The following is a 14719-nucleotide window of genomic DNA, read 5'->3' on the forward strand; positions in this document are numbered from 1 at the left end:
GAGGGAATCATTGGGACTTAATCAGGCTTTCCTTAACGAACACCAATCTCACCTTTTTCCCACAATTTATTCTTGGCTACCTGGGGCTACCCCCGTCGTTACCACTCCTATCCTCCCGAGTTCAGGTATTGAATGTGTTATCGACTGCCGGGGCCTCGGTGCTTGCGATCGGATATCTGCCGGCCGTTTGTCTCCTTTGGTCGTTGAAAAGGTTACAGGAGCGAACCTCTTGCAGGCGGCCGGCTTGGAGTGGCAGGTTCAGTCACCTCCGCTGACGGAGAATTTCACTGAAGTGCCCCTGGTTACGGAAGAGCCTATGCCTACGGCAAGATCGACGAAAAGATCCAGGTGACTCGGTGACATTGATCGCTGCATCTTGAAATCCATCTCTGCAGGAACTCAAAAGCGCTGAGCACGCCGCTACCGATTCTCCATGTGAGTAAAAATGCCGCCCATCTCCGCTGCCGTCACCGGACTAAATCTAAATCTGTCCTCCTCTCATCATCCAGCTCAGAAGTATGGAGTCCGATACGCCCACATTCCTGCTACCGCACCCATGCGTCCTGCAAAAACTCGAAGCTGCCCGATCCCCGCTGCTGAATGCCCCCGACCCGGCGCGTATGGACAACCTCGTTGTTCGGATACCAGAGTGGAATCGACGGCAGATCTTCGGAAAGAATCTGCTGCACCTCGATGTACTCTGCGCGTCGTTTCTGCTGATCCGTCTCCGCAGCGGCCGCGTTCAACAAAGCATCGAGCTTCGAGTTGGAGTACCGCCCGCGATTGCCGCCCCGCGGCGGAAAGCTCTCCGTCGCATACGCGTAGTGGAAGATATCGGGATCTTCATTGCTGTCGATCCACTTGAGCGCGTACATCTGGAAGGCGCCGCGCGTCACATCGGAGTAAAAAGTTCCAAACTCCGCCGAGCGAATATTCAGGCGAATTCCCGCTGCCCGCATCTGCTGTTGCAGCACCATCGCCATCAGGCGTGTCGACTCGTCGGTGCTCGTCTTCAGCGTGATCGTCAACCGCACGCCATCTTTGCCCGCAGGAAAGCCTGCTTCATCGAGCAATCGCTCCGCGCGTGCAACATCATGCGGATACTGCGCCATCTCCGATTCGCTTGCCGCCGCCCAGTGCCCGATCGGCAGCAAGGTATTCGCGACCCGCGCCTGATCGCGCCACAGGTCGCGCACGATGGCCTGCCGGTCGATGGCGCAGGCCACCGCTTGTCGCACGCGTCTGTCCTTCAGCAGAGGATCGGTCACGTTGAAGGTCAGATAGAACGCCTGCGATCCCAACCCGGTTTCCACCGCCAGGTTTGGATCACGGCGGAGTTGGTGGACCATGTCCAGCGTCAGCACGTTACTGGCTAAATCTGCCGAGCCCTTCTGCAACTCCAGCGCGCTTGTGATCGCGTCGGGAACAACCTCGAACCGAACCTGCTCGATCCGGCTCGCTCCCGCGGGAGGAGGCTGAGACTGCACCCAGTAGTGCGGGTTGCGCTTCAGGATCACGTCCTTGTCCTGCACCGCGCTCACAAATTCAAACGGGCCGGTTCCAACGGGGTGCAGTCCGAAGTCTCTTCCCGCGCCCTGCGGCACCACGCCGAAGAGGCCGTCACTCATATTGAAGAGCAGCCCTTCATCAGGCCGCTTCATGTGCACCACCACGGTCAGCCGATCCCGCGCTTCAACCTTCAGCACCGAGGCGAAGTTCCCGCTCTTCCCTGTCACCAACGTCCCGTCGATCAGGCTATTGATGGTGTACGCCACATCATCCGCGGTCAGCGGCTTTCCGTTTTGAAAGGACACACCATCGCGCAGATGAAAGATCCACGTCAAGGCATCGGGCTGCTCCCAACTGGTGGCCAGCCAGGGACGCAGATTATAGTGCTCGTCCTTGCGCACCAGCGCGTCGAAGATGAGACTGCCAAGCCTCGCCGACTGCGCATCGGTTCCCTGCCGCAGGTCGAGATTGTTAGGGCTGCTCTCGATCACCATCACGACAGTTCCGGGTGCATCCTTCTGCCCATGGCACCCGGCCAACCCAATACAAACCACCAACATCAACCAGCCAACAAACCGGGTGCCCCATCTCCCGATTCTGGGACATGGGTTTTCGCTCGAAGCACGAACCGCATTCCTCAGCCCAATCGCATCGCTCATCCGCGCGTGACTTTCCCCAACACCACACCTCTCGCAGCACCCGTAGCACTCGCAACATTTCCCGGCAGCCCAACCCAAGTCAGCCATGCCAACAGCGCAAACGCCACCGCCTCCTTAGCTTGACCCGGAACTCCCAGTTCTTCCATCAAGCGCACCTTCACTCCGATGGGCTGCAGACGCTCGCGCAGCATCGCCATCAACGCGACATTCTTCGCTCCGCCACCAGCGACGACGAACTCCGTCTTCGCCAGTGGAGCAGCATTCCCCAGATGCGCCCAAACAAACTTTCGATAACCATGCAAGACCGACTCCGCAGTCAAAGCCGTTGCCGTCGCGATGATATCCGCATCGCTCGCACCCACCTTCCGGCACAGCGAGATAAACCGCGCAACAAAATCAGCACCAAATTGTTCGCGCCCACAGCTCTTAGGCGGCAGCGCGGCGAAATACTTCTCCTCTAAAACCGTTGCCACTACAGACGAAATCACTCTTCCCTGCCGAGCCACTGCACCGCCGCGATCAAACGCCTTTCCATAAAGCTGCTGCATACAGGAGTCGATCACCATATTTCCCGGCCCCGTATCGAATGCCATCACACCATCAACGCCAGCTCCCGCAGGAATCGCCGTGAGGTTCCCGATGCCGCCAAGATTCTGCAACACACGGCTTACCTTCGCTGAACGGAACATCACGTAATCCAGCATCGGCACCAGAGGCGCGCCCTGTCCTCCCGCTGCCATATCCGCCGGACGAAAATCGCTCACCACTGGCGCGCGCAGACGCTCGGCAATCACAGCGGCTTCGCCTATCTGCCAGGTACACCGCACATCGTCACCCAAATATTTCGCAGCCGTCGATTGGTGATAAATCGTCTGCCCATGACATCCGACAAGCCCCGGCTTCACGCCAAACTTCGCCGCCGCCTTCTCCACACAGTCGGCATAGATCGCACCCAGCCTCCAATTCAGCCGCGAAAGATCCGCCACCGAAGCCGTCTTCGCATCCATCGCCGCAAGCACGGCTGCTCTCACCGCCTTGGAATACTTGACCCCCACATGACCAAGCAACTTCACCCGAGGCGTATCCCGCTCGTCACGCGCAGGAGAAATTCTGCACAGCGCGACGTCCACTCCATCCGCCGAAGTCCCGCTCATCACGCCCGCTACCACCATCGCCTTCGGCATCGTCATCCCTTCAGCTCGCGCTGCAACTCCGCCAGCAGATTCAGCGCTTCACGCGGAGTCAGCCCGTCCACATCCACCTCGCCCAGCCTATCCACAATCTTCTGCGACAGCGGCGTAAACATCGTCATCTGCATCTGCAGCGTCGATGGAGCGGCTTCGCGAACCTGCTGCGTCTCCGCCCGCTCATGCACCTTCAACACCTCACGCGCCCGCGAGATTACGACCGCAGGCAAACCGGCCAGCCGCGCTACCTCGATGCCGTAGCTCTTACTCGCAGCGCCAGCCTCGACCGTGTGCAGAAACACAATTCCCGAAGGCGTCTCCTTCACCGTCACGCGCAGGTTTGTCAGCCGTGCCAGTCGCTCCGCCAGCAGCGTCAGCTCGTGATAGTGCGTAGCGAACAGAGTGCGCGCGCCGATGCGATCGTGCAGATGTTCCACCGTTGCCCACGCCAGCGAAAGCCCGTCATAGGTCGCCGTCCCGCGACCCATCTCGTCGAGCAGCACCAGGCTGCGGTTCGTCGCGGTGTTCAGAATCGCAGCGGTCTCCGTCATCTCCACCATGAAGGTCGAGCGGCCACGCGCCACATTATCGCTAGCGCCGATGCGCGTATAGATGCGATCAACGAGGCCCACCCTCATTCGCTCCGCCGGAACAAAACACCCGCACTGCGCCATCACCACCAGCAGCGCCGCCTGCCGCAGATAGGTACTTTTGCCGCCCATGTTCGGTCCGGTAATCAGCAGCACCGCAGGTCCCGCATCCGCATCGAGATGCACCGAATTAGGCACAAATCGCCCGCCGCCACTCTCCTCCAGCCGCCGTTCCACCACCGGATGCCGCGCTCCTATGAACTCGAGCACGCCGCTGGCATCGACATCAGGCCGCGTCCATCCACGCAGCGCCGCCAGATGCGCAAAACATCCCAGCATATCGATCTCAGCCACGCGCCGCGCAGTGTCGCGCATTCGCTTCGCCGCGTCGAGCAACTGCCGTCGCAGCTCGGCGAACAACCTGCGCTCAATCTCGCCGCTGCGCTCCTGCGCCGTCAGAATCTTCGTCTCGTACTCCTTCAACTCCGGAGTCGTAAATCGTTCGGCATTGACCAGCGTCTGCTTGCGTTCGTAATCCGCAGGAACTAACTTCGCATTCGCCTTGGTCACTTCGAGGTAGTAGCCAAAAACCGAGTTGAAGCGAACCTTCAGCGAGCCAATTCCCGTGCGCTGCCGCTCGCGCTCCTCAATCGCCACCAGCGCCTGCCGTCCGCTACGAGACAACTCGCGCAACTCATCCAACTCCGCATCGACGCCCGCGCGAATCACGCCGCCATCGGCCAACGACACCGGAGGCTCATCCGCGATAGAACGCACGATCATCTCGTGCAGGTCTTCCATCGCATCGAACGCTGAACCGGGAACAAAACCTGGTGCCCCATGTCCCGATTCTGGAACATGGGTTTCCGCAGCAGCAACTCCACTCAGCTTCCGCCATAGCCCAGCCTCAAACAAATTCACCACAGCGACAATTCCGGGCAGACAGCTCAGTGTTCCCGCCAGCGCCATCACCTCGCGCGGCCCGGCCGAATCGAGCGCGACCCGTCCCAGCAGCCGCTCCAGGTCGAGCACGCCGTTCATCGATCGTCGCAGCTCTTCTCGTTTGCGCAGGTCTGCCGTCGCCTCGCCCACTGCTTCGAGCCGTGCCTTGATCTCCGATAACTCGCTCGAAGGCCGCAGTAGCGTAGATCGCAACAAGCGCTTCCCCATCGGAGTGCAACACGCGTCAAGCGTATAGAACAAGGTCGTCTGCGATGACTCGCCTGAAAACAGCGGCTCTACTAGTTCAAGATTTCTTACGCTCACCGCATCAAGTTCAAGACAGGTTGACCGCTCATAAAATCGCAGGCTATCCACATGCTCCAAGCCACCCTGCTTAGTCGCTCGCATGTAGTGCAGCAGCGCACCCGCCGCCACAGCGGCTGTCTCGTGCCCACTCAGTCCCATGCCATCGAGCGACTGCACGCGAAGATGATTGCGTAGCAATGGAACAGCATAGTCCGCGGTAAAAACCCAATCTTCCACCGCAGTCTTCGTCCGAATCGCATCCAGCCCCGCCGAAGCAGCCTCATCCTCCGTCGAATCCGACCCCGAACCTCCGAGTGCCCCATCCTTCGTGGCTTTATCGCGAAGGGTGGGAAGTACACCGCTGGAGCCATAGTTCAACCCGCCCAGCCCACCCTGTGCATACAGCAATTCAACCGGCCTCACCCGACCAAGCTCATCCGCTGCCAACGCCCAGCCATCGGCACCCGAAAACTCAGTCGCACGAAACTCTCCCGTAGAAAGATCGAGCAGCGCCAGCCCAACGCATTGCTCCAGCACAACCACGCTGGCCAGATAATTACTCTGCTCCGCACCCAGCGCAGGATCGACCGCCGTCCCCGGCGTCAGCACCCGCGTCACCTCGCGGCGAACAATTGTTTTGGTCAGCTTGGGATCTTCGATCTGCTCGCACACGGCGATGCGATAGCCCTTGCGCAGCAGCCGCTGAAAATAGCCCTCTGCCGCATGGTAAGGAACGCCGCACATCGGCTGCTTCTTCTCTTTGTCGCGGGCCGTCAGCGTCAGTTGCAGCTCACGCGAAGCCGTGATCGCGTCCTCGTAAAACAGCTCATAGAAGTCGCCGATGCGGCAGAACATCAGGCAGTCGGGATACTGCTCCTTCGCCGCAAAATACTGCCGCATCACCGGCGTCAAAGCCGCTGTATCGCCCATCAAATTGCTTGTCGTCTCATTCGTCATCATTGTTATCGTAGAACCGCCAGAATACCGCACGCTGCATGGCTATCTCTTCGGAGCCGACACAAGCTTGATCTCAAACAGCTTCGGCCAGAGCTTCCCGGTCACAAACAGACGATCGCTCTTCTGGTCATAAGCAATGCCATTCAGCACCGCATTGCCGTCCCTCGGCTCATCCTCCAACAGTCCACTCAGGTCGATCCACCCAATTACCTCACCCGTTGCCGGAGAGATGCGCGCAATCCGGTAGGCCTGCCATACATTCGCGTAGATCTCGCCGTGGATATACTCCAGCTCGTTCAGCTCCTTGACCGGCTTCCCACCATCCGATACCGCAAGCGTCCGCACCACCTTAAAGGTCACTGGATCGAGAAATCGCAGCACGGGCGAGCCATCGCTCATAATCAGGTTTTGACGATCATGCGTCAGCCCCCAACCCTCGCCCTTGTACTCGAACGTCCTGACCACGCGCATACTGAAGCGGTCATAGACAAAGCCGCGATGCGCCAGCCACGTCAGCTCGATCAGATTGCCGCCCCAATCCGTCAACCCTTCGCCAAAATATCTGTCAGGCACTTTCACGGATTGAATCACTCGACCCGTAGCCAAATCCACAGCCCGCACCGAAGACCGCCCCTTCAACCCGGTGCCTTCATAGAGCATTCCATCGACCATTACCAGCCCCTGCGTAAACGCCGAACTGTCGTGCGGATAGGTATGCACCACGCGATAGCCCTCAACCGGCGCACTCAGCTTAGCCGCAACTCCCACCGCGGTATCGGCCACCAGCAACATCACAACGAACAGCAAGAATCGGGACTCAGCTAATTTCATCGCGACTTTCAGCATCCTTTTGCGTCGGCAACTACCCTAAGACTAGTCGAAAAAGGCATCGCGGAGTGGCATGCCGTTCTCTGAACCGCTGCGCAAGCCCTCCTCATCCCTCATACCCGATATACTTAACATTCGCCACAAGCGAACGAATATCCATGTCCCTCCTCTGGCTCAGAGTCGCGGTCCTTCTTTACGCGTTTGCCTCGCTCGCCGTCCTTCCGGCGGCGTTGTACGACCGTCCCCGCTGGCGCCACATCGCCATCCCCGCCACCACGGCGGCCATCTTCTTCCACTTCGTCTCGTTGATCGAGATGCTCAACGCGGCCCATCATCGCCTCCCCGTCGACACCCACGAGGCCCAGTCTTTCCTCGGCCTCCTCCTCGCACTGGCCTTCCTCTTCATCAGCGCACGATACAAAACCGTCTCGCTCGGCATCTTCATCCTGCCTATTTGCTTCCTGCTCGGCCTCATCCCCGCGTTCCATCCCGGCGAAGAGGCAACCTACTTCCCTCACCTGCACACCGGCTGGATCTTCCTCCACGTAGCGCTCCTCCTCGCCGCCTATGCAGCCTTATTTCTCTCTCTGCTCGCCTCGCTGCTGTATCTGGTGCAGGAGCGCCGTCTCAAGCAGAAGTCTCCCGCATTTAAGTGGCTTCCGCCGCTCGAGACCACTGACCAGATCGCCCTTAAGACGCTCCTCTTCGGCCTGCCCTGCATGACCGCAGGTCTGCTGATCGGCTCCGTCATCGCCCAGCAGACAATAGGCTCCTCTTACTTCCTTGACCCCAAAGTCCTGCTCTCCTTCGCCATGTGGCTGGCCTACGTCGGCATGATCTTCATCCGCCGCCACAGCGGCCTGCGCGGACGCCGCGCCGTCTATCTCTCCAGCTTCGTCTTCCTGGTCGTCCTCGCCGTCTGGGCCGCCAACCAACTTTCGGCCGTCCACAGGTTCACCGCGCCATGACGAAAAACCTCTCAGCGCCGGGCTCACCCGTTGTCATCCTCCTCGGCATCAACCACAACACCGCGCCCATCGAGGTACGCGAGCGCCTCGCCATCGCTCCCTCGCGCCTCGCCGACGCCACCCGCGCCCTAGCGCATCAGCCGGGCATTCGCGAAGCCATCATTCTCTCCACCTGCAACCGCGTCGAGCTGCTCACCGTGCAGGACGCCGCGCACTCCGAGAATCCCGGCACACTCAACTTCCTCTACGAGTACCTCAACATTCCCGCAAGCGATCTCCAGCCGCATCTCTACGAGTTCCGCGAGCGCGAGGCCGTCCGCCATCTCTTCCGCGTGGCCAGTTCGCTCGACAGCATGGTCGTAGGCGAACCCCAGATTCTCGGCCAGGTCAAAGAGGCCTACACCACAGGCCGCGAAGTCGGCGCGGTCGCCACCACGCTCGAAGGCCTGCTCCAGCGCGCCTTCACCGTAGCCAAGCGCGTCCGCACCGACACCCAGATCGGCTCCAGCTCCGTCTCCATCGCCTCGGTGGCTGTAGATCTCGCGCGCAAGATCTTCGATTCCCTCGAAGGCAAAACCGTCCTTCTCGTAGGAGCCGGAAAGATGTCCGAGCTTGCCGCACGCCACCTCATCCAGCAGGGCGCGGCCTCCATCCTCGTCGCCAACCGCACGCAATCAAGGGCCGAGCAGATCGCCAAAGAGTTCAACGGCCAGATCATCCCCTTCGATCAGCTCTACGAGCAGGCTGACCGCGCCGACATCGTCATCACCTCCACCGGCGCGCCGCAAAAAATCTTCAGCCGCTCGCACGGCCAGCAATTCCTGCACCGCCGCCGCAACCGCCCCATGTTCTTCATCGACATCGCCGTCCCCCGCGACGTCGATCCCGGCATGAACGAGGTCGAAGGCTGCTTCGTCTACGATATCGACGACCTGCAGCAGGTCGCACAGGCCAACCTCGCCGACCGCAGCCGCGAAGCCGAAGCCGCCGAAGCCATCGTCACCCGCGAGGTCGACAAATACCTCCAGCGGCTGCAAACCCTCAACGCCGTACCCGCCATTCAGTCGTTGCAGCAATACGCCGAGGCCATCCGGCAGGCCGAACTCCGCCGCTCGCAATCCAAGCTCGCCGGCCTCACTCCCGAGCAGCGCGAGGCGGTCGATGTGCTGACCCGCTCCCTCACGGCAAAGTTCCTCCACCACCCGCTGACCGGCATCCGTCAGGCCGCGCAACAAGGTGACTCCCAAACACTCGCCGACCTCCAGCGCCTCTACACGGGCCAGTCCGACCAAAAATCCGATCCACCCACCGACGAAGATTGAGAAATCTGACAAGTCTCCACCCCCGGTTGCATTTGAATATTCTTCTAGGTACGCCAAGGCTTCAGCTTTGGCCCTCTAAATGCTGCCCTAAAAATGGGCTTCAGTCCCTGGGGTATGTTCTCCTTCTGCTGTGGAGACGGCCAATATAGTTGCGACGATGCCATAACAACCCGCAATCATAAAAATAGTTGCGTTCGATTAGCGCGCTATCTCCAGCTATTTCAATAGCTTCGCCAGCCTCCCTTTGTGACCTTTCGGTCATTGCCGCATCTAAATTGCTAGAGGTTGTAACAATGTCTATCCCAAAGTTCAAAGCGCTCTTGGTTTTCTCCCTGGCGACTCTGGCCGCTCCCGCCTTCGGGCAGAACGCGAACCCAGCCAGCCCAGGCACTCTTAATTACGTGGAAGGACAGGCCTCGATAGAAGGCCGCCAACTCTCCCGCCGCTCCGTAGGCCGCACCGAGATGCAGCCCGGCCAGGTCATCGCCACGGCCAACGGCAAAGCAGAGATCTTGCTCACTCCCGGCATATTTCTCCGCCTCGGAGACGACAGCACCGTACAGATGGTCTCGCCCGACCTGACCCACACCGAGGTCAGGCTCGAACGCGGCAACGCCAGCGTCGAAGTCGACCAGATCTACAAGCAGAACACCGTCCTCATCGACCTCCCCAATGGCCAGACCCAGCTGCTTCAGCATGGCCTCTATGGCTTCGACGCCAATAACTCGACCGTCCGCGTCTTCGATGGCAAGGCTGCGGTCTACCCCGGACAGAACTTGCAGAGCAACATCAAGCCGGTTGAAGTCAAAGGTGGGCATCAACTGGTCCTGAACGGCGAAGCCATCAAACCGCAGCGCTTCAATAAGGACCAGGCCAAGAACGACGATCTCTATAAATGGAGCAGCCTTCGTTCGGCCTACCTGGGCGACGCCAACATCGACCTTGCCTCCCAATATGCCGGATACGGCGGCTTCACTCCCGGCTGGTACTGGGCAGGCGGTCCTTTCGGCTACACCTGGCTGCCAGGCGGCGACGGGCTCTTCTGGAACCCCTTCGGCTATGGCTTCTACTCGCCCTACTACATCTATGGCGGCGGCATCGTCTATCGCCGTCCGGGCGGGTATGGCTATCGTGGAGGCTACGGATATGGCGGCCATCCTGGCCCTGCCCGGGGCAGTAACGGCCACGTCGTCGCGCACCCCGGAGGCTATCAAGGCAACGGCGGCGGCTTCCACGGCAACGGCGGTGGCGGCTTCCACGGAGGAGGCGGTGGGGGCGGTGGCTCCCATGGCGGTGGTGGCGGTGGTCACCGCTAGATCAGATCCCTGACGCTTTAGAGGGGTACCCCAAGAGTGAGGTACCCCTCAAGCTTGTCATTCTGAGCGCAGCGAAGAACCCCCGCATTTTGTCGTTGCTGTTGCTTGTACTTCCTGTCCTCTCCCTCTAAGCCGAATCCGCACTAATCCAAAAAATGAAACTGCTGGCTGGGTTCACTCAGCCGGCAGTTTTTTTGCTCCGGATCGTCTCGAACATAAGGATGGCAAAACTTGACAAACGCCGCTCTCCCCGAGCGCCCTCCAGCGCCGCACGAGGGTTGACTTCCGTACCGAAGTCCAGACTTTGCTCTTTGTTTTGAAGACTTTGGGACTTAAGTACAGGGGAGGGGGAGGTACCCACCCTTAACCAAAATGCAGTTGCTCGCCTACAATCAGAACAAACCTATGAGCAGTGAATTTAATCACCCAAAGAACCCTATTCGCATCGGTTCACGAGGCTCCCAGCTTGCACTCTGGCAAGCCAATCACATTCTCTACGCCCTGCGCGATGCTGGTTACCACGTCGAGCTTGAGGTCATTCGCACCACTGGCGATCGTATGCAGCAGCCAGGCTTTGTCGTACCCGCGAACCTCGACGGCAAAGGCATCTTCATCAAGGAGATCGAGGAAGCGCTCGAAGAAGGCAGCATCGACCTCGCCGTCCACAGCCTCAAAGACTTGCCCACGCAACTCGCGCCGCAGTTCACCCTCGCCGCCATTCCCAAGCGCGCCGACGCTCGCGACGTCTGGGTCTGCGAGCCGTACTGGTCGCTCAACACACTGCCGATGGGCGGAAGAATTGGCACAACCAGCCCTCGCCGTCGCGCCCAACTGCTGGCGCTGCGCCCGGATGTAGAGTTCGTCGACATTCGCGGCAACATCGACACTCGCCTCAAGAAGCTCGCTGCCGGGCAATGCGACGCTCTGGTTCTGGCCGCCGCAGGTCTCGACCGCCTCAAGCGCGCCGAATGGGTTCATCACCGCTTCTCGCCGGAAGAGCTTTGTCCCGCGCCGGGACAAGGCGCGCTGGCCATCGAAACCCGTAGCACTGAGCACCTCATCGACGAGGGCCGCGACGCTTATATTCGCCAGGCGGTCGCCTTCTTCAACCACCCCGAAACACGCTTCTGTGTCGAAGCCGAACGCGTCGCACTTGACGCTCTCGGAGGAGGCTGTTCGATTCCCATCGGCGTTCACTGCCTGCCCGAGTTTGAGAAGTGGCGCATGTTCGCCCAGGTGCTGGCTCCCGATGGCGAGGCCATGATCCAGATCGACACGTCTACCCCGCTCGATACCACGCCGGAGTGTTTCGGCCAATGGGTCGCGGCTGATCTGAAGTCGAAAGGCGCTCTCGACCTGCTGGCAGCGACTTTGTAATGTGGCTGGAGTTCATTACAAAAAGTATTTCAACCTTGCATTTCTCTCCTTGAGGGCAGTAAAAACAAGGGGCACCTCCTACAGGAGAATCCATGCCCCGAGTCAGCGCTTCAAGTTTGTCCCTCGTCATTCTTCTTGTCATCGCGACCATTGCCCAGACCGCGCCGGGCCAGTCCTTCCCGCTGGCTCCGCCAGCGGGCCCGCAGATCTATCCTCATCCGTTTGAAGACAGCGATGCAGGCTTTAAGCCAATCTTCGACGGCGAGACCTTGCACAACTGGGACGGCGACCCAAAGTACTGGCACGTCGAAGATCATGAGCTCATCGGCATCATCACGCCGGAGACCCTGTTGAAGCAGAACAGCTTCATCATCTGGCGCGGCGGAACCCCTGCAAACTTCGAGCTCAAGGCCGAGTTCCGCATCACCGATCACGGCAATAGCGGCATCAACTATCGCAGCGTACAGATTCCCGGTACCAAGTGGCTGCTCCGTGGCTATCAGGCGGACATTGACGGCGAAAACAAATATACCGGGCAGAACTATGAGGAGCGCGGCCGCACGTTTCTTGCCATGCGCGGAACCATTACTCACGTCGTCACCGGCAAAGGAGCGACGGTCATCGGCAGCCTTGGCGACGCCGATGAACTGAAGGCCTTCATCAAGCCAAACGATTGGAACCAGTATCACTTGATCGTTCGCGGTAACGTGCTGATCCATATTCTTAACGGTCACGTCATGAGCGAAGTCATTGATGACGATGAGCCTAACCGCAAGTTCAAAGGACTGATCGGGGTGCAGGTCCATGTCGGTCCGCCCATGAAGGTCGAGTACCGCAACATCCTGTTTAAAACCCTTCCCTGACCTTTCAAGGGCAGCTCTCGCTTATATTGCAAGATCTTGCAGCCTTAATGGCAGAGCCGTGTGAAATTGTCACAACGTTTTGCCATTGGCGATGTTGTAGCATCAGACAGCAGGTGCGGACGAGTACATCAGGCACCTAAAGGAAAGATTTCAAATGAGTGAGATACATGGTTTGGCTGTGCACGCGGCCGGTGCGCATTTGCTGCCCTATAAGTACGATCCCGGTGAGTTGCAGGCGAATGAAGTCGAGATCAAGATCTCGCATTGTGGGGTGTGCCACAGCGACATTCACCTGATCGACAACGACTGGGGATTCAGCAAATATCCCTTTATCCCAGGCCACGAGATCGTTGGAGCGGTCGTGGCGGTGGGCAGTGGAGTGGGGGACCGAAAGATTGGCGACCGGGTAGGCGTGGGCTGGCAGGCGGATAGCTGCGGGGTGTGCGAGTGGTGCCGTCAGGGAGATGAGCACCTTTGCGCGAAGTCACAGCCGACCTGCGTTGGGCGGAATGGCGGATATGCGGACAGGATTCGCGTCAATTCTCGCTTTGCGATTCCGGTGCCGGCAGTGCTTGAGAGTGAAAATGTGGCTCCATTGCTTTGCGCTGGAATTACGGTCTACAGCCCGTTGCGCAATCATGGAATCCGTCCGTCTTCGCGCGTGGGCATCATCGGAATCGGCGGCCTGGGGCATCTCGGGATTCAGTTTGCCAAGGCGTTTGGCGCAGAGGTGACGGCGTTTTCTACCTCGAAAGACAAAGAAGCCGAGGCGTTAAAGCTTGGAGCACATCACTTTCTGAATACGCAGGACACGGGAGCACTGAAGAAAGTCGCAGGCTCATTTGACTTTCTGCTTTCGACCGTGAGCGCGGACCAGGACTGGCAGGGGTATATAAATGCGCTCCGCCCCAAGGGAATGCTTTGCGTGGTGGGCGTTCCTCCCTCGCCGATACAGATTCAGGCATTTTCGCTGTTGGGGGCGCAGAGAGCAATTTCGGGCAGCCCGACCGGCAGCCCGCGCGATCTTCACGAGATGCTGGATGTTGCCGCGCGGCATGGCGTGAAGGCTATTACAGAGCGATTTGCGATGAGCAAGGCGAATGACGCTGTGGCTAAAGTGAAGAAGAACCAGGTGCGGTATCGGGCGGTTCTGGCCAACTAGCGTGGCCATTGTGAGATGAGAGATAGGCGGGAGCTTCGGCTTTCGCCTTTCTCTTTGGAGAATTGATGACAGAAGAGAAGCGCAGGTTCGCAAGATATAGCCCTGATTTTTTGCTGCTAGTGGTGGACCTTCTGGGAACCTACGTGTTCGCGGTGGAAGGAGCCATGGCGGCGATCCGGGCGAACCTCGACCTTCTGGGGCTATTGGTTCTATCGTTCGCAACGGCGCTGGGCGGCGGAATTATCCGAGATATGCTGATCGGCGCGGTACCGCCCAACAGCATTCGCGACTGGCGTTATGGCGCGACGGCGTTTGCCGGTGGCGGCACGGTCTTCTTCTTCTACGAGTTTTTCCGGAGTGTGCCGCAGCCGTTGATGATCACGCTGGATGCCGCAGGACTGGCGCTGTTCGCAGTGGCTGGCGCGGACAAGGCGCTTGAGTTTGGCATCAATCCTCTCATTGCTGTGCTGATGGGAGGCCTGACCGGCGTGGGCGGCGGCACGGTGCGGGACATCCTGCTGGCGCAGGTTCCGGCGGTGTTGCGGACGGATGTATATGCCTCCGCGGCGTTGGCTGGTGCAGCGGCTGTGGTGATGGGAGTAAGAATGAAGATGCCTCGTGGTCTGGCGATGAGCCTGGGAGCAGGGGTATGTTTTACGCTGCGCATGGTTGCGGTGTGGCAGCACTGGAACCTGCCCAGGGTGATGGTGCATTAAAGCGTGGAATCGTCGCC

11 protein-coding genes are annotated in these 14719 nt (G+C 59.5%); 7 read left to right on the top strand and 4 right to left on the bottom strand.

The window, feature by feature from the left end; genetic code table 11:
• Positions 1 to 545: 545 nt before the first annotated feature.
• From GSQ81_RS08200 to GSQ81_RS08215, 4 genes are read right to left on the bottom strand one after another with little or no spacing between them, the layout of a single operon-like run.
• Complete coding sequence (locus GSQ81_RS08200; RefSeq protein WP_158910296.1) at positions 546 to 2168, bottom strand: ABC transporter substrate-binding protein; 1623 nt, start codon at positions 2166 to 2168, stop codon at positions 546 to 548.
• Positions 2165 to 3358, bottom strand: a complete 1194-nt coding sequence (locus GSQ81_RS08205) for an anhydro-N-acetylmuramic acid kinase (RefSeq protein ID WP_254060082.1) — start codon at positions 3356 to 3358, stop codon at positions 2165 to 2167. The genes GSQ81_RS08200 and GSQ81_RS08205 overlap by 4 nt, the downstream gene beginning before the upstream one ends.
• The gene (mutS, locus tag GSQ81_RS08210) at positions 3355 to 6150 is read right to left on the bottom strand and encodes a DNA mismatch repair protein MutS (protein WP_158912124.1); all 2796 of its coding nucleotides are present in this window, start codon (positions 6148 to 6150) and stop codon (positions 3355 to 3357) included. Before mutS ends, GSQ81_RS08205 begins: the two co-directional genes overlap by 4 nt.
• Positions 6151 to 6192: 42 nt before the next feature.
• Positions 6193 to 6981, bottom strand: coding sequence for a glutaminyl-peptide cyclotransferase (locus tag GSQ81_RS08215; RefSeq protein ID WP_158910297.1), 789 nt, complete (start codon positions 6979 to 6981; stop codon positions 6193 to 6195).
• 155 nt (positions 6982 to 7136) lie between these two features.
• Here GSQ81_RS08215 and ccsA point away from each other — a divergent pair, with 155 nt between their 5' ends.
• The 7 genes from ccsA (at position 7137) to GSQ81_RS08250 (ending at position 14702) form a co-directional block, all read left to right on the top strand.
• The gene (gene ccsA / locus GSQ81_RS08220; RefSeq protein WP_158910298.1) at positions 7137 to 7946 is read left to right on the top strand and encodes a cytochrome c biogenesis protein CcsA; all 810 of its coding nucleotides are present in this window, start codon (positions 7137 to 7139) and stop codon (positions 7944 to 7946) included.
• The gene (gene hemA / locus GSQ81_RS08225; protein WP_158910299.1) at positions 7943 to 9268 is read left to right on the top strand and encodes a glutamyl-tRNA reductase; all 1326 of its coding nucleotides are present in this window, start codon (positions 7943 to 7945) and stop codon (positions 9266 to 9268) included. Before ccsA ends, hemA begins: the two co-directional genes overlap by 4 nt.
• Before the next feature lie 293 nt (positions 9269 to 9561).
• Positions 9562 to 10584, top strand: coding sequence for a FecR domain-containing protein (locus GSQ81_RS08230; RefSeq protein ID WP_158910300.1), 1023 nt, complete (start codon positions 9562 to 9564; stop codon positions 10582 to 10584).
• Between the two features lie 405 nt (positions 10585 to 10989).
• Positions 10990 to 11961 carry a hydroxymethylbilane synthase gene (hemC, locus tag GSQ81_RS08235; RefSeq protein ID WP_158910301.1) on the top strand — a complete coding sequence of 324 codons (972 nt, stop codon included), beginning with the start codon at positions 10990 to 10992 and terminating at the stop codon, positions 11959 to 11961.
• Between the two features lie 92 nt (positions 11962 to 12053).
• Positions 12054 to 12824: a DUF1080 domain-containing protein gene (locus GSQ81_RS08240; RefSeq protein WP_158910302.1), complete on the top strand. Its 771-nt coding sequence runs from the start codon at positions 12054 to 12056 to the stop codon at positions 12822 to 12824.
• A gap of 154 nt (positions 12825 to 12978) precedes the next feature.
• On the top strand, positions 12979 to 13986 hold the full coding sequence (locus GSQ81_RS08245; protein WP_158910303.1) for an NAD(P)-dependent alcohol dehydrogenase: 1008 nt from the start codon (positions 12979 to 12981) through the stop codon (positions 13984 to 13986).
• Positions 13987 to 14051: 65 nt separating this feature from the next.
• A complete protein-coding gene (locus GSQ81_RS08250) occupies positions 14052 to 14702 on the top strand; it encodes a trimeric intracellular cation channel family protein (protein ID WP_158910304.1) in 651 nt (216 codons plus the stop codon).
• The last annotated feature ends 17 nt before the right edge of the window (positions 14703 to 14719 follow it).

Source organism: Granulicella sp. L56 (genome assembly GCF_009765835.1).
Lineage (GTDB): Bacteria > Acidobacteriota > Terriglobia > Terriglobales > Acidobacteriaceae > Edaphobacter.